General features: G+C 73.7%; 16 protein-coding genes. 8 read left to right on the forward strand and 8 right to left on the reverse strand.

The window, feature by feature from the left end; genetic code table 11:
* The first annotated feature begins 48 nt into the window (after positions 1-48).
* Both ACF09E_RS17150 and ACF09E_RS17155 read left to right on the forward strand, forming a co-directional pair.
* Entirely contained in the window at positions 49-1,428 is a 1,380-nt protein-coding gene (locus ACF09E_RS17150) for an FtsW/RodA/SpoVE family cell cycle protein (protein WP_392205914.1), read from the forward strand.
* 154 nt (positions 1,429-1,582) lie between these two features.
* The gene (locus ACF09E_RS17155) at positions 1,583-3,058 is read left to right on the forward strand and encodes a penicillin-binding transpeptidase domain-containing protein (protein WP_392205916.1); all 1,476 of its coding nucleotides are present in this window, start codon (positions 1,583-1,585) and stop codon (positions 3,056-3,058) included.
* 121 nt (positions 3,059-3,179) lie between these two features.
* Here ACF09E_RS17155 and ACF09E_RS17160 read toward each other — a convergent pair whose 3' ends face one another.
* Positions 3,180-4,007 carry a hypothetical protein gene (locus tag ACF09E_RS17160; protein WP_392205917.1) on the reverse strand — a complete coding sequence of 276 codons (828 nt, stop codon included), beginning with the start codon at positions 4,005-4,007 and terminating at the stop codon, positions 3,180-3,182.
* A 165-nt stretch (positions 4,008-4,172) separates the two neighbouring features.
* Positions 4,173-5,291, reverse strand: a complete 1,119-nt coding sequence (locus tag ACF09E_RS17165; RefSeq protein ID WP_392205918.1) for a ferritin-like domain-containing protein — start codon at positions 5,289-5,291, stop codon at positions 4,173-4,175.
* A gap of 189 nt (positions 5,292-5,480) precedes the next feature.
* Between ACF09E_RS17165 and ACF09E_RS17170 the strand changes: the two genes are divergently transcribed.
* The 4 genes from ACF09E_RS17170 to ACF09E_RS17185 all read left to right on the forward strand — a co-directional run bounded on the left by ACF09E_RS17170 (position 5,481) and on the right by ACF09E_RS17185 (position 9,159).
* Entirely contained in the window at positions 5,481-6,425 is a 945-nt protein-coding gene (locus ACF09E_RS17170) for a diiron oxygenase (RefSeq protein ID WP_392205920.1), read from the forward strand.
* Between the two features lie 164 nt (positions 6,426-6,589).
* A complete protein-coding gene (locus ACF09E_RS17175; RefSeq protein ID WP_392205922.1) occupies positions 6,590-7,312 on the forward strand; it encodes a TetR/AcrR family transcriptional regulator in 723 nt (240 codons plus the stop codon).
* A 33-nt stretch (positions 7,313-7,345) separates the two neighbouring features.
* A complete protein-coding gene (locus ACF09E_RS17180) occupies positions 7,346-7,654 on the forward strand; it encodes a hypothetical protein (RefSeq protein ID WP_361857381.1) in 309 nt (102 codons plus the stop codon).
* Positions 7,655-7,728: 74 nt separating this feature from the next.
* A complete protein-coding gene (locus ACF09E_RS17185; RefSeq protein WP_392205924.1) occupies positions 7,729-9,159 on the forward strand; it encodes an NlpC/P60 family protein in 1,431 nt (476 codons plus the stop codon).
* A gap of 198 nt (positions 9,160-9,357) precedes the next feature.
* On the opposite strand, the gene ACF09E_RS17190 is transcribed toward ACF09E_RS17185, so the two are convergent.
* Genes ACF09E_RS17190 through ACF09E_RS17210 form a run of 5 tightly spaced genes read right to left on the reverse strand, consistent with a single transcriptional unit; the run spans position 9,358 to position 15,226 of the window.
* Positions 9,358-10,593 (reverse strand): styrene monooxygenase/indole monooxygenase family protein, encoded by a 1,236-nt coding sequence (locus tag ACF09E_RS17190; RefSeq protein ID WP_392205926.1) that lies wholly within the window; start codon positions 10,591-10,593, stop codon positions 9,358-9,360.
* 38 nt (positions 10,594-10,631) lie between these two features.
* Positions 10,632-11,378, reverse strand: a complete 747-nt coding sequence (locus ACF09E_RS17195; RefSeq protein WP_392205928.1) for an ATP/GTP-binding protein — start codon at positions 11,376-11,378, stop codon at positions 10,632-10,634.
* The gene (locus ACF09E_RS17200; protein WP_361860270.1) at positions 11,359-11,790 is read right to left on the reverse strand and encodes a DUF742 domain-containing protein; all 432 of its coding nucleotides are present in this window, start codon (positions 11,788-11,790) and stop codon (positions 11,359-11,361) included. The genes ACF09E_RS17195 and ACF09E_RS17200 overlap by 20 nt, the downstream gene beginning before the upstream one ends.
* Positions 11,787-12,278, reverse strand: coding sequence for a roadblock/LC7 domain-containing protein (locus ACF09E_RS17205; RefSeq protein WP_148006159.1), 492 nt, complete (start codon positions 12,276-12,278; stop codon positions 11,787-11,789). The genes ACF09E_RS17200 and ACF09E_RS17205 overlap by 4 nt, the downstream gene beginning before the upstream one ends.
* Positions 12,275-15,226: a nitrate- and nitrite sensing domain-containing protein gene (locus tag ACF09E_RS17210; protein WP_392205930.1), complete on the reverse strand. Its 2,952-nt coding sequence runs from the start codon at positions 15,224-15,226 to the stop codon at positions 12,275-12,277. Before ACF09E_RS17210 ends, ACF09E_RS17205 begins: the two co-directional genes overlap by 4 nt.
* 372 nt (positions 15,227-15,598) lie before the next feature.
* On the opposite strand from ACF09E_RS17210, the gene ACF09E_RS17215 reads away from it, so the two are divergent.
* Positions 15,599-16,390, forward strand: a complete 792-nt coding sequence (locus ACF09E_RS17215) for a hypothetical protein (protein ID WP_392205932.1) — start codon at positions 15,599-15,601, stop codon at positions 16,388-16,390.
* Between the two features lie 185 nt (positions 16,391-16,575).
* On the opposite strand, the gene ACF09E_RS17220 is transcribed toward ACF09E_RS17215, so the two are convergent.
* Positions 16,576-17,124 (reverse strand): MarR family winged helix-turn-helix transcriptional regulator, encoded by a 549-nt coding sequence (locus ACF09E_RS17220; RefSeq protein WP_392205934.1) that lies wholly within the window; start codon positions 17,122-17,124, stop codon positions 16,576-16,578.
* A 250-nt stretch (positions 17,125-17,374) separates the two neighbouring features.
* On the opposite strand from ACF09E_RS17220, the gene ACF09E_RS17225 reads away from it, so the two are divergent.
* On the forward strand, positions 17,375-18,205 hold the full coding sequence (locus tag ACF09E_RS17225; protein WP_392205936.1) for a lysozyme: 831 nt from the start codon (positions 17,375-17,377) through the stop codon (positions 18,203-18,205).
* Positions 18,206-18,352: the final 147 nt, after the last annotated feature.

Genomic DNA, 18,352 nt, shown 5'->3' on the forward strand with positions numbered 1-18,352 from the left:
CCGTCACGCAAAAGGGACATAGGGCACACCGCTTGCTACGTTGCGGCCATGACCGCACCGCGCACGGACGCTCCCCCTCCCGGGGTACGCACGCCGAAGCGCCGCGGCGTGGAACTCTCCCTCCTCGTCTGCGCCGTCCTCATCTGCGTCTTCGGGTACGCCGAGGTCGGCCTCGCCCGGAGCGGGGCCGTACCGCCGGACGCCGTGCGCTACGGGACCGGACTCGGCCTGCTCGCGCTCGTCGCCCATCTCGCGGTCCGGTTCCGCGCCCCCTTCGCCGATCCGCTGCTCCTGCCGATCGCGGTCCTGCTCAACGGCCTGGGCCTGGTGCTGATCTACCGGCTCGACCTGGAGACGCCCAAGGACCAGGCGGCGGCGACGCAGCTGATCTGGTCCACGCTCGGCGTCGCGCTGTTCATCGTGGTCGTCCTGCTGTTGCGCGACCATCGCGCGCTCCAGGGGTACGCCTACGTGTCGGTGGCCGCCGCGCTCGCCCTGATGATCCTGCCGATCTTCTTCCCCGCGGTGAACGGCGCCAAGATCTGGATCCGGCTGGGCGGCCTCTCCTTCCAGCCCGGCGAGTTCGCCAAGATCCTGCTGGCGGTCTTCTTCGCCGCCTACCTCGCCGCCAACCGCAACGCGCTCGCGTACACGGGCCGCCGGATCTGGAAGTTCCAGTTCCCGACCGGGCGGGTGCTCGGCCCGATCGTGGCGATCTGGCTGCTGAGCGTCGGCGTGCTCGTCCTCGAACGGGACCTCGGCACCTCGCTGCTCTTCTTCGGCCTCTTCGTGATCATGCTGTACGTGGCGACCGGCCGGACCGGGTGGATCGCCGTCGGGCTCGTCCTCGCCGCAGCCGGGGCCTTCCTCGTCGGCTCGCTCGAACCGCACGTGCACAGCCGGGTGCAGGACTGGCTCGACCCCTTCGCCTCGATCCGGGCGGGGGACGGTCCCGGGCAGCTCGCCCAGTCGCTGTTCTCGTTCGCGGCGGGCGGGATGCTCGGCTCGGGGCTCGGCCTCGGGCACTCCGTGCTCATCGGCTTCGCCACCAAGTCCGATTTCATCCTGGCGACCGCCGGCGAGGAGCTGGGACTCGTCGGTCTGACCGCGCTCTTCCTGCTGTACGCGCTGCTGGTCGCCCGCGGCTACCGCGCCGGCCTCTCGCTGCGGGACCCGTTCGGGCGGCTCCTCGCGATCGGGCTGGCCTCGATCGTGGCGCTCCAGGTCTTCGTCATCGCGGGCGGGGTGATGGGGCTGATCCCGCTGACCGGCATGGCGATGCCGTTCCTCGCCCAGGGAGGGTCGTCGGTGGTCACGAACTGGGTGATCGTGGCGCTCCTCATCCGGGTCAGCGACTCGGCGCGGGCACCGCAGCCGGACGACGCCGACACGGGGACGCTCGCCCCGGTGACCGAGGGCGCCGCGTGACCCGCCCGTCCGCCCGGAGGAGCCGGGCCGTCCCGCCGCACGCCGGGAGGAGCCGCGCCGTCGCGCCGGGCGGCCGGAGGAGCCGGACCGCCACGCCGTCCGCCCGGATCCGTCCCGGCGTGCGGCGGCTCCGCGCCCTCCCCGAGGGGGCCGTGTGATCCGGTACGCGCGGCGGGCCGCCGCCCTCTGCCTCCTCCTCCTCGTCGCGCTCCTCGTCAACTCCGCGCGCGTGATGGTCTTCGAGGCCGAGTCGCTCGACGACAACCCGGCCAACCGCCGGATCGCGATCAACCGCTACGCGCAGCCGCGCGGCGAGATCGTCGTCGACGGGAGGCCGGTCACCGGCTCCCGGGACAGCCGCCAGCAGCTGCGCTGGGAACGGACGTACCGCCAGGGCCCGTTGTACGCCCCGCTCACCGGCTACGCCTCGCAGACGTACGGCACGACCCTGGTCGAGCACGCCGAGGACGCCGTCCTGTCCGGCACAGCCCCGATGCTGGCGCCGCTGCCCCTCTGGAACGACCTCACCCGGGGCCGGCAGCCCGGCGGCGACGTCGTCACGACCGTCCGCGCCCCCCTCCAGGAGGCCGCCTTCCGGGGCCTCGCGGGGAAACGCGGCGCGGTCGTCGCCGTCGAGCCGCACAGCGGCCGCATCCTGGCGCTGGTCAGCTCCCCCTCGTACGACCCCGGCGTCCTCTCCGGTACGGGGGCGGAGGTCAAGGACGCCTGGCGGCGGCTCACCGGCTCGCCGAACCAGCCGATGCTGAACCGGGCGCTGCGGCAGACGTACCCGCCGGGCTCCACGTTCAAGATCGTGACGGCCGCCGCGGCGCTCGACGCGGGAGTGGTGCGGGACGTGGACGCCCCGACGGACACCCCGGACCCGTTCGTGCTGCCCGGCACCCGGCAGGTGCTGCCGAACGAGGCGGAGGGCTGCGCCGACGCGTCCCTCGCCTACGCGATCCAGTGGTCCTGCAACACGGTGATGGCGGGGCTGGGCGTGAAGGTGGGCCTGGCGGGGATGGTCGACTCCGTCGAGCGGTTCGGCTTCAACGACACGGGGCTGCGGGTGCCGTCCTGGGTGGCGAAGTCGAACTTCGACCGGCAGATGAGCCCGGACCAGCTCGCGCTGTCGTCGATCGGCCAGTTCGACACGACGGCGACGCCGCTGCAGATGGCGCTGGTGGCGTCGGCCGTCGCCAACAACGGGGAGATCGCCCAGCCGTACCTCGTCGACCGGACGACGACCTCCGGCGGGACCACGGTCGACCGCACGGGCCGGCGCAGCTACCGGCAGGCGATGAACCCCGCGACGGCGATGCAGCTCCAGCGGCTGATGGTGAAGGCGGTGACGGAGGGGACCGGCACGAACGCGGCCATCCCCGGGGTGCGGGTGGGCGGCAAGACCGGCACGGCGCAGCACGGCTTCGGCAACACCGGGACCCCGTACGCCTGGTTCATCGCCTGGGCGCAGGCGGAGGACGCGGCCCAGCCGGCGGTCGCGGTGGCGGTGGTCGTCGAGGACGCGGAGGCGTCCCGTACGGACATCAGCGGGGGCGGCAGCGCGGCGCCGATCGCGAAGGCGGTGATGGAGGAGGCGCTGCGGCTGGAGGCGGAGACCCGGAGGTGAGGCGGCGGCCGCGCCGCGGGTGTTCTCCATCCCGTCCGCACCCCGCGACGCTCTCCACCCCGTCCCGCGCCTGCCGTCCCTGCCGTCCTCAGCCGGCGATCGGCTTGCGGACCTCCCGCCCTCAGCCGGTGATCGGCTTGCGGACCTCCGCGCGGATCTTGGCCGTCTTCTCGGCGAGGTCCTCCAGGTCGATGTCCTTGGGGTCCCCGGAGGCCGACTCCAGGGTGACGAGGGCGACGGCGGCCGCGGTGTTGTCGTCGCCCCAGGCGCACATGGGGAGGTTCGTCCTGTCGAGCACGCTCCCCGTCGTGGTGACCTGACACCGGACGGTGACCCCGTATCCGGCGGGGGTGAAGTCCCGGGGCCCGACGACGAGCTTGGAGTCCTTCTCCGTGGCGGCGCCCCTGAGGATGGAACTCCGGGTGGACGAGCCGCTCTTGATGCGGCCGTAGAGCCCGGAGAGGACGAGCACCGAGTCGTCCTCACCGTCGTACTGCCCGACCGCCGCCGTGGCGTCCTTCACCGTGAAGTCGGGGGTGTCCTCGATCTCCTTGCCCTGGCTGTCGGACAGGTCGGAGGCCAGGGTGTACTCGCCGGCGAGGAGGGTCTTGGGGACGACCAGCTTGTGGGTCGCCTCGGGGAAGCCGCCCATGACGCCGTCGAGTCCGGCCTTGACGCCGTAGCCGAGGCCCGCCACCACGACCAGCGAGCCGACGACGATGGCGACGATCGCGCCGGACGACAGCTTCTTCTTCGGCGGGGGTCCCGTCGGCGGCTGCCCCCAGCCGCCGGGTCCGGGGCCGTACTGCGGCGGAACGCCGTACGGGGGGTGGCCCTGCGGGGGGAAGCCCTGCGGTGCGCCGAACGCGCCGGGCTGCTGCGGGGGCGGTACGGGTCCGCCGTACGGCTGCGGGGACGGCGGCTGGCTCGGCGGTGGCGGCATGCTCATGGCGGTCACGCTACGTCAGGCGTCGGACAACGCGTGTTCCCGGGCCGGATCCCGGCCCGGGCGGTGCCGCGGCCCCGACGCGATCGGGTGCGGGTTCGGGTTCCGACCGCCCGTCTCCTCCGTGGAGCCGTCCCTCCCCCGTACCCCTGTCTCCTCTCCGTACCGCTACTCCTCCGCCGTGCCCGCGGCGATCGCGTCCGCGACCTCCTCGACGCGGGCCTGCTCCTCCCTGGCGAAGCGCTCCGCGTCGAGCTGCTCCGCGATCTCCTCGTCCTGGGTCATGAGGAGGTCGAGGTTGGAGTCGCCGAGGTCGAAGACGCCCATGTCCAGGTAGGCCTTCTGGAGGCGCTCGCCCCAGAGTCCGATGTCCTTGACGCAGGGGACGATCCGGCTGAAGAGCAGCTTGCGGAAGAGGTGCAGGAACTCGCTCTGCTCGGTCAGCTCCTCCGCCTCCTTCCGCGGGATGCCGAAGTCGTCCAGGACCTCGACGCCGCGCAGCCGGTCGCGCATCAGGTAGCAGCCCTCGATGACGAACTCCTCGCGCTCGCGGAGTTCGGCGTCGGACAGTTGCCTGTAGTAGTCCCGCAGCGCCATCCGGCCGAAGGCGACGTGCCGGGCCTCGTCCTGCATCACGTACGCGAGGATCTGCTTGGGCAGCGGCTTGTCGGTGGTGTCGCGGATCATGCCGAAGGCGGCGAGGGCGAGCCCCTCGATCAGGACCTGCATGCCGAGGTAGGGCATGTCCCAGCGGGAGTCGCGCAGGGTGTCGCCGAGGAGGCTCTGCAGGTTGTCGTTGATCGGGTAGAGCATGCCGATCTTCTCGTGGAGGAACCGGCCGTAGATCTCGGCGTGCCGGGCCTCGTCCATGGTCTGGGTGGCCGAGTAGAACTTGGCGTCCAGGTCGGGCACGGACTCGACGATCCGGGCGGCGCAGACCATGGCGCCCTGCTCGCCGTGGAGGAACTGGCTGAACTGCCAGGAGGAGTAGTGCCGGCGCAGGTCGCCCTTGTCCTTCTCGGTCATCTTCGCCCAGTGGCGGGTGCCGTGGAGGGTCAGGACCTCGTCGGGCGTGCCGAGGGGGTCGTACGGGTCGACCTCCAGGTCCCAGTCGATCCGGGTGGCGCCGTCCCACTGCTTGTCCTTGCCCTTCTGGTAGAGGGCGAGGAGGCGGTCGCGGCCGGCGTCCGCCATGTCGTATTCCCAGCTGAAGCGGGCGGCACCGGTGGCGGGGACCTGCCAGCTCGGTCCGGACGGGGCCGTGGTGTAGAGGTCGCGCGTCGACACTGACGCCTCCTTGGGGGGGTCGGGCCTTCCCGTGGTGCGAGTCCTGCGGCCCAGGCTCACACGGTGCTAGACGCATCGTCAACAAGTCGCGCACAGGGGATTGACGGCCCTACTGACGGGGAGTCTGATAAGAGGTGCCCACCGGTGATACGTCACGCCGTCGCGACGAGCACAGCGAGGTTCGGACCCATGACCCCCTTCACCGAGTCCGCCGAGCCGGACTTCAGCCTCCTCCGGGACGCCCTGGGGCCGCTGCGCGACCGCGAGCAGGTCGCCGAGCGCCTCCTGGAATCCTCCCGGAAGCACTCCTACGACCCGGACGTCGAGCTCGACTGGGACGCGCCGTTCGAGGACGGCAAGTGGTTCTGGCCGCCCGAGCTGCTCTCCCTGTACGAAACCCCGCTGTGGCACCGGATGTCCGAGGAGCAGCGGATCGCGCTCTCGCGCCACGAGGCGGCCTCGCTCGCGTCTCTCGGGGTCTGGTTCGAGATCATCCTGATGCAGCTGCTCGTCCGGCACATCTACGACAAGTCCCTGACCAGCCATCACGTCCGGTACGCGCTGACCGAGATAGCGGACGAGTGCCGGCACTCGATGATGTTCGCGCGGATGATCCAGCGCGGCGGGACCCCGGCGTACCCGGTGCCGAGGATCTACCACAACCTCGCACGCGTGCTGAAGACCGTCTCCACCACCCCGGGCTCGTTCGCCTCGACGCTGCTCGGCGAGGAGATCCTCGACTGGATGCAGCGGCTGACCTTCCCGGACGATCGGGTGCAGACCCTGGTGCGCGGGGTGACCCGCATCCACGTGGTCGAGGAGGCCCGGCACGTGCGGTACGCCCGCGAGGAGCTGCGCCGCCAGATGGTGACCGCGCCGCGGTGGGAGCAGGAGTTCACCCGGCTCAGCTGCGGCGAGGCGGCGCGGGTCTTCTCGACGTGCTTCGTCAACCCGCAGGTGTACGAGGCGGTCGGCCTGGACCGGCGCGAGGCGGTCGCGCAGGTCCGGGCGAGCGGCCACCGGCGCGAGGTCATGCAGTCCGGCGCGCGCCGCCTGACGGACTTCCTGGACGACATCGGGGTGCTCAGGGGCCCCGGACGACGGCTGTGGAAGTCCTCGGGACTGCTGGCCTGAGCACCCGCGCGGGGGCGGCCGGAGGGCGCGGACCGGGGGCGGCGGGGCGACGGCGGAGGTGACGGCGGGCGACGGCCGGAGGGCGCCGACCGGGTGGCGGCGGACCGGCTGTCGGCCGGCGTACCCGGGGGGCGACGCCGGGGCGCCCCGCTACGCTGCGCAGCATGACTGCCGCCGCCACCCCCGCGTACCGCAGGCTCAGCGTCGAGGCACGCCGCGGCCAGCTCCTCGAAGCCGCCCAGGAGCTCTTCGCCCACCGCACCCCGGAGGACGTCTCCCTCGACGACGTGGCCGAGGCGGCCGGCGTCTCACGGCCCCTCGTCTACCGCTACTTCCCCGGAGGCAAGCAGCAGCTGTACGAGGCCGCCCTCCGTTCCTCCGCGGACGCCCTCGCCCACTGCTTCGCCGAACCCGCCGTCGGACCCCCGACGGAGCGGCTCGGGCGGGTGCTCGACCGCTACCTGGCCTTCGTGGACGAGCACGACGCGGGTTTCAGCGCCCTTCTGCGCGGCGGCAGCGTCGCGGAGACCTCCCGCACCACGGCGATCGTCGACGAGGTCCGCCGCTGCGCCGCCGAGCAGATCCTCGTCCACCTCGGGGTGGAGCGGCCGGGCCCCCGCCTCCGCATGCTGGTCCGCACGTGGATCGCGGCCGTGGAGGCCGCCTCCCTGATCTGGCTCGACGAGGACAAGCGGCCCCCGGCCCTCGACCTGCGGGAGTGGCTGGTGGACCACCTCGTCGCCCTCCTCGCCGCGAGCACGGCGAGCGACGAGGAGACGGCGCGGGTGGTCGCACGCCTCCTCGCCCAGGAGACGCCCGAGGGGCCCGTGGCCCGACTGGCCCGCCGGGTGATCCCGGTGGTGGGCGAGGCGGCCCACCTGCTCTGAGCCGGAACGGGGACCGGAGGGGACACTGGAGGGGTGAGAAGCGAGAACACCCCCTTTCGTGGCGGCCCCCTCGACGGCCGGGTCCTGCCGATCCTGCTCGGCCCGACCGGCCATCCGCCTAAGTGGTACGAGATCCCGGTCCCGGCCCACCACGGGAACCCCCCGACCCTCGTCACCTACCGGCGCGAGCCCGCGGGCTACACGAAGCGCCTGGGCCTCCAGCGCGGCTGGGTCTACGCGTACGCCCCCGAGGGCCGCGAGCGGCGCGAGCTGAAGTGGCCGTGGTCGAAGCCGGGTGCCGGCACGCCCGCTCCCCCGGACACCGCTGGGCCGAAGGAGTGAGACCGCCGGACGCGCCCTTGTCCGTACGGTAATCGGATGAAGTGACGCGTCATCATCCCCGTGGAGGTGGTGACGTGTCACGGAGCCTGCTGCGCACGGTCTGCACGGCGGCGCTGGCCGCTGCGACCGCCCTCACGGGCGTCCTCCCGGCGGGAGCCGCCGCGCCGGAACCCCCGGCCGACCCCCCGGTGGAGGCCCCGATCGCCTGGGCGGACCCGTCGGCGGAACCCGTGGAACCGGTGGATCCGGAGGCCGGGACGGAGACCGACGCCGGGGCGGACACGGACCCGGGCGCCGTCCCCGACACGGACCCGTCCGCACCGCCGACGACGCCGGCCACCGGCGCACCGCCCGAGGCGACCGAGGGGGCGGCTCCCGGAGGGCGCGACCCCTCGGACGCCGCCGACCCGGCCGGCCCGAGCGCGTCGGACTCTCCTACCGCTCCCCCCGCCGACGACGACGCGGCCGCGCTCCCTCCCCCCGGCGGCGACTCCGTCACCGCCCTCCTCACCCGGATGCGGACCCTCTACCGGCAGGCCGAGGAGGCGACCGAGCGGTTCAACGCCGCCGAGGAGGCGCTCAAGCTCCAGACCGCCGACACCGGCAAGGTCACCGCCCGGCTCACCGCCGCCCGCACGGCGCTCGCGCAGGGGCGCGCCGCGGCCGGGCGGATCGCCCGGGACCAGTACCAGGGCAGGTCCGAGTTCTCCTCCTACCTGGGGCTGCTCTTCGCGCCGGACTCCCGGGCCGCCTTCGACCAGGGCCATCTGATGGCGCGGGCCACCCGCGACCGGGTCACGGCGGTGGCCCGGCTGGAGAAGGCCGAGCGGCAGGCCGGCAGCCTGGCCTCCGCATCCCGCAAGGCCCTCGACCGGCAGCAGACCCTCGCCGCAGCCCGGCGGACGCGGCGCGACGAGGTGCGGGCCCGGCTCGCGGAGGTCGAGAAGCTGCTCGCCGCGCTCTCCCCCGAGCAGCTGGCCCGGCTCACCGAGCTGGAGCGGGTCCAGACGGCCGGGGCGCAGCGGGAGCTGCTCGACTCCGGCGTCCTGGCGGGCCGCCGCACCCCGTCCGGGGCGGGCGCGGAGGCGCTGAGGTTCGCGGTGGAGCAGATCGGCAAGCCGTACGAGTGGGGGGCGGAGGGCCCGGAGACGTACGACTGCTCGGGGCTGACCCAGCAGGCCTGGGCGGCGGCGGGCCGGACGGTGCCGCGGACCAGTCAGGAGCAGTGGGCGACGCTGCCCCGGGTGTCCCTCGGCGAGCTCCGCCCCGGGGACCTGGTGGTGTACTTCCCGGGCGCGACGCACGTGGCGGTCTACCTCGGCGAGGGCCTCGTGGTGCAGGCGCCGCGGCCCGGCGGCAAGGTGAAGGTCTCCCCGATCGCGGCGAACCCGCTGCTCGGGGCGGTGCGCCCGGATCCGGACGGGGAGGCCCTGGCCTCGTACGCGCCGCCGCCGCTGCCGGCCGGGGCGCGGGACGGGGCGGACGAGGGGTACGACCACGGCTGACCGCCGGCGCCCGCCCTCGCCGCACCCGAATCGCCGCACGGACCGGACGCCCGCGTCCCACCCGCATCGCCGCACGGACCGGACGCCCCCCGGCACACCCGACCCACCGCACGGACCGGACACCTGGTCCCGCCCGGCTCTCGACGCGGCCCGGACGTCCGGTCCCGCCCGGTTCCCGGCCCGGGCCGGGCGGACCCGTCAGGCTCCGGCGACCGAGGCCAGGTACGCGTTCGTCTTCTCCGGGTCGAAGAAGAAGTTCTCGAAGTCCGACGGGTCGTTGAAGCCGTTCGCGAAGCGGTCGGCGACCGGCTGGAGCTGGCCCGCGGCGCCCAGGAGGTTCAGGACGTGCTCCGGCGGGGGTGCCAGCATCGCGTTCGTCCACTTGGTGACGTGCTGCGCCGTCCGCCAGTAGCGGTCGAACGCGGACCGCATCCACTCCTCGTCGAAGGGCCGGTCGCCCTGCTCGACGATGGCCGCCAGGTAGGCCGCCGCGCACTTCGACGCCGAGTTCGAACCCTGGCCGGTGATCGGGTCGTTGGCCACGACCACGTCGGCCACGCCGAGGACCAGGCCGCCGCCGGGGAGGCGGCCGATCGGGTTGCGGACGGTCGGGGCGTACCGGCCGGCGAGGGTGCCGCCCGCGTCGGTCAGTTCGACCTTCGTCGCCCGCGCGTACTCCCAGGGCGTGAACCTCTCCATCAGCTCCAGCGTGAGCGACAGGTGCTCCGCCGGGTCCTTGACGCCCTTGAAGGCGTCGATCGGTCCGCCGGGGACGCCCTCCCAGAAGAGGATGTCCGCGCGGCCGCCGGTGGTCAGCGTCGGCATGACGAACAACTCGCCCACACCGGGGACCACGTTGCACCGCACCGCGTCGAAGTCCGGGTGCTCCGGGCGCGGGCCGAGGCCGTGGACGTACGCGACGGCCAGCGCGCGCTGCGGCTCGCTGTACGGCGAGCGCGACTCGTCCCGGCCGAACATCGAGACCAGCTCGCCCTTGCCCGCGGCGACGAGCACCAGGTCGTAGCTGCGCGAGAAGTAGTCCAGGTCGCCGACGGCCGCGCCGTGTATCACCAGCTGGCCGCCGCGCTGGGCGAAGGTCTCCATCCAGCCGGCCATCTTCACCCGCTGGTCGACCGACTGCGCGAACCCGTCGAGTCTGCCGACCCAGTCGATCGCGCGGGACGAGTCGGGCGCGGCGACCGAGACGCCGAGGCCCTCGATGCGGGGCGCCTGCGACTCCCAGAAGTCGAGGCCGAGGTCCCGCTCGTGCTGGAGCGCGGTGTGGAACATGCACTGGGTGGACATGACCCGGCCGGCCCGGATCTCGTCCGCCGTCCGGTTCGACATGAGGGTGACCTCGTACCCCGACGACTGGAGTCCGAGGGCGAGCTGCAGACCGGACTGGCCGGCGCCGACTATGAGTATCTTCCGCATGGGTGGTGCTCCTGGCGTGACGGGGAGAGCTGGGCGATCTATTCGGGGGTGTGCTCGAGCGCGTGCGCGACCATCGCGAGCAGGCTCTCGACGACGCTGTACCGCTTGCGCGCGTCCATGATCACCACGGGGACGTCCGCGGGCACGGTCAGCGCCTCCCGCACGTCCTCCGCCGCGAACAGCTCGGTGCCCTCGAAGTGGTTGACGGCCACGATGTACGGCAGTCCGCAGCTCTCGAAGTAGTCGAGGGCCGGGAAGCAGTCCGTGAGCCGCCGCGTGTCCGCCAGCACGATCGCGCCGATCGCCCCGCGCACCAGGTCGTCCCACATGAACCAGAAGCGCTGCTGTCCCGGCGTGCCGAAGACGTACAGCACCAGGTCGTTGTCGAGGGTGATCCGGCCGAAGTCCATCGCCACCGTGGTGGTGAGCTTGTCCGGGGTGGCGGTGAGGTCGTCGGTGTCCTCGCTCGCCCGGGTCATCAGCGCCTCGGTCTGGAGCGGGGTGATCTCCGAGACCGCGCGGACGAAGGTGGTCTTGCCGACGCCGAAGCCGCCCGCGACGACGATCTTCGTCGCTATCGGGGCACGGGTGTGGTCCAGCTGCCAGTCCTGCGCGCCGTCCTCGGCGTCCGGTCCGGCCGGGTCCGCTCCGGGCGCGGCCGACGCGGTCGTATCTCGCTGGAAGAGGTTGGCCGCGGGGGCCTGGGGCTGCGCGGGGATGCCCGACACGGGCGATTCGGTGTCGGCATCGGAGACGGCGGAGGCGTCAGAGACGACGGAGTCCACTCAGCACCCTTTCGAGGAGCGCGCGGTCGGGCTGTCCGGTGCCGTGACCGGTCCCGTACACACGGATCTTTCCCTGGTCGGCCAGGTCGCTGAGAAGCACCCGGACGACCCCCAACGGCATCTTCAGAAGTGCCGAGATCTCCGCGACCGTCCTCATCCGGCGGCAGATCTCGACGATGGCCCGCATCTCGGGCATCAGGCCCCGGGCGCCCGGCCCGCCGTCCGTCAGGACCTTGCGCACGGCGGGCGCTTCGAGCGCCGCCACGAAGGTCTCGACGAGCAGGACGTGGCCGAAGCGGGTCCGTCCACCCGTCAGCGAGTACGGGCGCACGCGCGCGGGGCGGCGCCCGTCCCCGCGGACGGGCAGCCGGTGGACGTGGTGCAGCGGGTAGGCCGAGGACGCGGACGTCACTGGGTGCTCTCCATCGATTTGCGCAGTTCACTGCGGACTTCGGGGGTGAGTACGTGACCGGCGCGGCCCACGAAGAGCGCCATGTGGTAGGCCACCACGCTCATGTCGCAGTCGGGTGCGGCGTGCACCCCGAGCAGCGAACCGTCGCTGATCGACATGACGAAGACGCTGCCCTCCTCCATCGCCACCATGGTCTGCTTGACCCCGCCGCCGTCCATCAGGCGCGCGGCGCCGATGGTCAGGCTGCCGATGCCGGAGACGATGGTGGCCAGGTCGGCGCTGGAGCCGCGCGGCCCGTGCGGACGGCCGGCTTCGGCGGCGGCCGTCGTGCCTTGCTGGGTGGCCGGGTCGGACGAGAGCAGCATCAGGCCGTCGGAGGAGACGACGGTGACCGAGTGGACCCCGGGCACCTCCTCCACCAGGTTCCCCAGCAGCCATTGCAGGTTGCGGGCTTCCGTGCTCAGTCCGTACGTTCCCGTCGCAGTCAACTGCGTGCCTCCTCGACTGTGTCCCCCGTCTTCTCCTCTGTGCGCGCCGGCCCTTCGTCGGCTATCCGTGCCGTCTCGATCTCCGCCTCGACGTCGCGGCGCCCGGCCTTGGCCCCCTGGTGGAAGCCGCCGAGGCGGCGGCGCAGGGCCTCCGCGTCCACACCCCCTTGGCGGGGGGCGGCGGCGGGGCCGGTGGGGCGGACCACCTGCGGGGTCCGCTTGGGCAGCCCCTTGTCGGTGACGCGCTCCGCCTGCGGGGTCCGCTGCCCGGGAACCGGCTGGTCGACGACCGGCTCGGGGGCGGCGGGAGCCTGCGGCTCCTGGTGCGGGGAGGGGGCGGTGGCGTCCGCCGGCCTCTCGTGGGCGTCCGGCTCCGGCGGCGGGTCGGGCAGCCGGACCTGGAGCGTGGTCTCGGAGACGCTCTCGCCGAGGGGCGCGGGCTGGTCGAAGGACGCGGGCCCGGCCTCGGGGAACGGCGCCGGTTCGGTGGACGCGGCCGGGGCGTCGGTGTACGCCGCCTCGGGCCCGGTGTACGGAGCCTCCGTCCCGGGCTCGGCGTACGCGGCTTCCGCCTCGGGCCGACGGGTCGGGTCCTCGGCGGACTCCGGGGCCGTCCGCCCGCTCGTCGCCGTCGCCTCCGCCGCCAGGAACGCCCGCTCGGCCGCCTCCACGAGCGGGTCGCGGTTCCGGGACGGCAGCGTGTTGGAGTTGGCCTCGGCCGCCGAGCCGGGCAGCTGGATCGCGGGCGCCCCGCCCGTCGTCCGTACGGGCTCGGTGACCGTGGTCGGCAGGGCGGCGGGGAGCAGCGGCTCCGGCAGGACGACGACGGCCGCGGTGCCGCCCGACTGCTGCTCGCGCAGCTCGACGCGGACTCCGTGGCGGGCGGCGAGGAGGGCGATGACCCGCATGCCGAGGCCCTCGCCCTCGAAGGCGGCGGGCTCGCCGTCGGCCAGGCTCGCGTTGAGCTCGGCGAGTCGGGCGGGCGTCATGCCGATGCCCGAGTCCTGGACGGAGAGCATGACCTCGCCGGACTCCATGAGCCAGCCGGAGAGCTGGACCTCCGCGTCGGGCGGCGAGAAGGAGGTGGCGTTCTCCAGGAGCTCGGCGACGAGGTGGCTGAGGTCGTCCGCGGCGAAGCCGGCGATCTGGGCGTGCGGCGGCAGGGACTGGATGGTGACCCGCTCGTACCGCTCGATCTCGCTGACGGCGGCGCGCAGCACGTCGACCAGCGGGACGGGGCCGGCGTGGCCGTGGACGTGCTCGTGCCCGGCGAGGACGAGGAGGTTCTCGCTGTGGCGGCGCATGACGGTCGCCATGTGGTCGAGCTTGAAGAGGGTCGCGAGGCGGTCCGGGTCCTGCTCGCGCTCCTCCAGCTTCTCGATGACGCCGAGCTGTCGTTCGACGAGTCCGAGGCTGCGGAGTGAGAGGTTGACGAAGGTGTGGTGGACGGTGCCCCTGAGCCGTTCGAGCTCGGCGGTGAGGAGCGCGACCTGGCCCTGCAGATCGGCGCGCTGGGCGGCGAGCTGGGCGCCGAGCGCCTCCTTGGCGGCGGCCAGGTCGGCGTGTCCGTCGGTGAGCCGCTCGGTGTGCTCGCTGAGGCCGGCGAGCTTGCCGTGCACGGTGTTCAGGGAGCGGACGACCTGGGCGAACTCGTCGTTGCGGCCGGTGAAGCGGACCGGTTCCTCGGCGGTGGGGTCCGGGGCGGCGGCGAGGCGGGCGGCGCCGATCCGGAGGACGGCGAGCGGCCGGGTGAGGGTGCGGGCGACGTAGGTGGAGATGCCGATGGCGACGAGCAGGCAGCCGCCGAGGAAGGCGATGCGCAGTTCGAGGGCGGTGACGTCGTCGTCGCGGAGGGCGGCGAAGTGCTCGACCCGCTCGGTGGCGAGGCGGGACTCGACGCCCCGCATCTGCTCGATGCGGGCGGACAGGGCGGCCTCCAGGCCGGCCGGGTCGGTGCCGCGCTCGGCCTCGGTCAGCCGGGGCTGGTCGGTGAGCGCGGCGAGGGAGCGTTCGGCGCTCTTGACGTCGGGCCCGGTGACGGTGGTGGCGAGCGCGTCGCGGGCGGCGGTTCCGGCGGCCTGGTCGAAGTCGCCGAGGGCTGCGAGTTCGCGGACGCGGGCCTGCTGGGCCGCCGCGGTGAGGGTGTCGCGGGCGCGGTCGGCCTCGGCGGCGCCCGGGGGCTCCTCGGGGACGTAGGTGCCGGTCTCGACGTCGTAGCGGACCTGGCCCGTGGGCTCGGGCTGCGGGATGGAGAGGGCGGCGAGCAGCAGGCCCCGGGTGGCGGAGGCCTGTTCGACGGCGCGGGAGAGGGCGGCGGGGGCGCGGGTGGCCTCGGTGAGGGCGGTGCCGGAGGCGCGGTCGGGGGTCCGGTCGGCCAGTTCCTCGGCGAGGGCCTGGAGCTTGGTGATGATCTCCGAGTAGGCCCGGTGGGCGTCCAGGGCGGTGCCCTTGCCGGTGAGGGCGGTGCGGCGGACGGAGGGGACGCCGGCGAGGTCGCGGCGGAGCTCGGCGGAGGCGGCGGGCCGGATCTCGTCGATCTGCCGGTCGACGCGGGTGGACCGGGTGCTGGTGATCTGGCGCTTGTCCTCGGCGTCGCCGCTCTGGGCGTCGCGGCCGGCGGCGATGTAGGCGACGACCTCGTCGCGCTCGTCGGCGAGCGAGTGGGCCAGGGTGACGGCCTGCCGGTCGAGTTCGGCGAGGGTGACCAGGCTCTGGGAGTCGTTGAGCCCGGTGGAGGCGGTGAGGACCGCGGGCGCTCCGGCGGCGAGGACGGTGATGCCGACGAGGGCGACTCCGGCGACGAGGCGGTTGCGGACGCGCTTGGGCCGGCCGGCGGGGGCGCTGCCGGGGGTGGCCGGGGTGCCGTCCGCGGTCGGCACCGCACCGGGGGTCTGGCTCCGCGTGCCGTTCTTGCTCCGAGGCCGCTTCATCTGCACCGGTGCTCGCATTCTTGACTCGTCCGCCCACAAAGCAGAGGTGACGGCCGGTCACATGGAGCGCCCCCACCCCCCTGGTATGGCTTCCGACCATTCCAGCGCTTTTGGTAAGGGGGCGCGCATCAGCCGCTCCGCCACCCGAACGAGTGAACAACACTCATGAGTTGGCGAACAACTTCGGCGGGTGGGCCGGAGGGCGCCCGGAGGGCCCCCGGTTGGATCTTCCGCGCCTGCTTTGGCAGGATGCCCGCCCGCAGCTTCCCGGAGTCGGCCGCTCCGCTCCCCGGGGCGCTCCACGGGGTCGGTACAGGCCACTTCCGCGGGTTTGCAGGTCCGGTGAAGACGCGCGCCGGGAACGTGCGCCGCGCCGGGCACACTGGGGTCATGCGCAGCGATGTCGCCACCCTCCCCGGCAGCCCCGAACGCCCCAACGAGGACTGGGTGGCCGCCGCGCTGCCCGCTTCGGGGGGCGGCGGGACGGTGGTGCTCCTCGACGGCGTCACGCCGCCGGCGGGTCATGACGGTTGTGTGCACACCGTGCCCTGGTTCACCGCGCGCCTGGGCGGGGCTTTGACCGAACTGTCCGCTTCCCGGCGGGACATGCCCCTGCCCGAGATCCTCTCCCTGGCAATCCGGCGCACCGCGGACGCCCATCGGGGCACCTGTGACCTTTCTCACGTGCGGACGCCCCAGGCGACGGTGGCGCTCGCCCGGTGGGACGAGGCCCGGGTCGAGTACCTGGTCCTGTCCGACTCCGTCCTCCTCCTGGAGGCGCCGGACGGGTCCGTGCGCGCGGTGGTCGACGACCGGCTGGACCGCGTGCCCGACGAGGTCCTGCGGTCCCTGGAGGCGACGGACCGGCTGCGGAACAGGGAGGGCGGCTTCTTCACGGCGGCGGCCGACCCGGCGGTGGCGGGGCGGGCCGTGACGGGCACGAGTCCGCGCGCGGAGGTACGGGCCCTGGCGGCGCTCACGGACGGGGCGGGCCGCTGGGTGGAGCTGTTCGCGGAGGGCGGCTGGGCGGACTGCTTCGGCGTCCTGCGCAAGGAGGGCGCGCTGGGGCTGCTGCACCGGGTGCGGGCCCTGGAGGCGGCGGACGCGGCGGCCGGCGGGACGCGGCGCTGGAAGTTGCACGACGACGCGACGGCGGCGCTGGTGGAGCTCGGGGAGGGCTGATCGGCGGGGGCGGGAGCGGGCCGGGGGCGGGGGCCGTTCGGGGGGCCGGGGACCGTTCGGGGGGCGCGCCCCGCGACTCCTGCCCGTCGCGCCCGCCCGCCGCACGTGCCCGCGCGCCGCGCCCCGCCGCCGGACAGGAAGCCGAGGCGCTCGCCCGCACCGGCCGCGGTCGGCGTCCGCCGTGCTCAGCCCTCGGACCGCACGTTGAAGTGGTTCAGGAGACGGGCGAGTTCGGCGACCTCGGCGCGGTCCCAGTCGGCGAGCTTGCGGACGTACCGCTCGCGCCGCGCGTCGCGGACGCTCCGGAAGCGGTCCCGGCCCTCCTCGGTGAGCCGGACCAGCGAGGCGCGGCCGTCGGCCGGGTCGGGGTCGCGGGCGACCAGCCCGAGGTCTTCGAGGGCCCGGAGCTGGCGGCTCATGGTGGCCTTGCCGACCCCGAAGTACCCGGCGAGCTCGGTGGCCCGCTGGGGGCCGGCGTCGTCGAGGCGTACGAACAGGCCGTAGGCGGCGGGCTCCAGTTCGGGGTGGACCTCGCGGGCCATCTCGCCGGACTGGGCGCGGGCGCGGCGGAGGAAGACCGCGAGTTCGCGTTCGAGCGCGAGGAACTCCCGGTCGACCCCGCCGGGCGGCGCGGGGAGGGCCCCGGCGGGGGGCACCGGGAGCGCCCCGCGTGCGGTCGGCGTCGACCCGACTTCGCCTTCCGTACCGCTTCCGTGCACGTCAGCACCTCTCACGCGTCCTCCGGCGACCCGCCGACGGCTTTCCAGCCGCTGAAAGTTTCTTCCGGCCGAGGCCATCGCCGCAGCTCTTCCAGTATTTCGCAGGAGTAGACCAACGGCGGTACCCGGGCCCTCTTCCTCGGGCCGGGTCTACGTGCGTAGCGTCGTCCACGGCACCCGCTCTGACATGTCCACACCATTTCGTGGGGCGGGTGTCCAGGACCGCCGACCCCGCTCCCCCCACCGATCCTTTCGGAGGCACGCAATGCGTGTGCACAGATCCGGAACGACCCTCGCCGGCGCCGCGCTCGCGGCCCTGGCCCTCCTCGCCCCCCTCGCCACCTCCGCCGGAGCCGCCCAGGACCCGGCCGCCGCCGGGACGCCCCCGCGCGGCTCCGCCAGCATGGGCATGGGCGTCCTCGCGCACGACGGGCGCGGCACCGCCCCCGGCGGCGTCTCGGCCCAGGCCGTCCAGACCGAGGGCGTGGACGTGTCCAGCCACCAGGGCAACGTCGCCTGGTCCACCCTGTGGAACAGCGGCGTCAGGTGGGCCTACGTCAAGGCGACGGAGGGCACCTACTACAAGAACACCTCCTTCACCCAGCAGTACACCGGCTCGTACAACGTCGGCATGATCAGGGGCTCGTACCACTTCGCCACCCCGGACACCGCGACGGGCACGGCCCAGGCCGACTACTTCGTCGACAACGGCGGGGGCTGGTCGAAGGATGGCCGGACGCTGCCGGGCGTGCTCGACATCGAGTGGAACCCGTACGGCGCGACCTGCTACGGCAAGACCCAGGCCGGGATGGTGTCCTGGATCCGCGACTTCGTGAACCGCTACAAGGCCAGGACCGGCCGGGACCCCGTCATCTACACCGCGACCAGCTGGTGGACGCAGTGCACCGGCAACTCCTCCGCCTTCGCCTCGGCCAACCCGCTGTGGATCGCGCGGTACGCCTCGGCGGTGGGCGAACTCCCGGCCGGCTGGCAGTACTACACGATGTGGCAGTACACCTCCACCGGCCCGACGGTCGGCGACCACAACCACTTCAACGGCGACCTCTCGCGGGTGCGGGCGCTCGCCGACGGCTGAGGCCATCCGCACGGCGGCGGTCCCCGGGTGCGCGGCGCCCCGGGGGCCGCTCCGGCTTTTCCGGCCCTCCCCCTTGCCTATTGGTATGGACCAATGCGAGGCTCTACGGCGATCGCCCGGGATTCAACTTCCGTGTGCTCAGCGCGC

It is taken from the genome of Streptomyces sp. NPDC014891 (assembly GCF_043081085.1).
Lineage (GTDB): Bacteria > Actinomycetota > Actinomycetes > Streptomycetales > Streptomycetaceae > Streptomyces.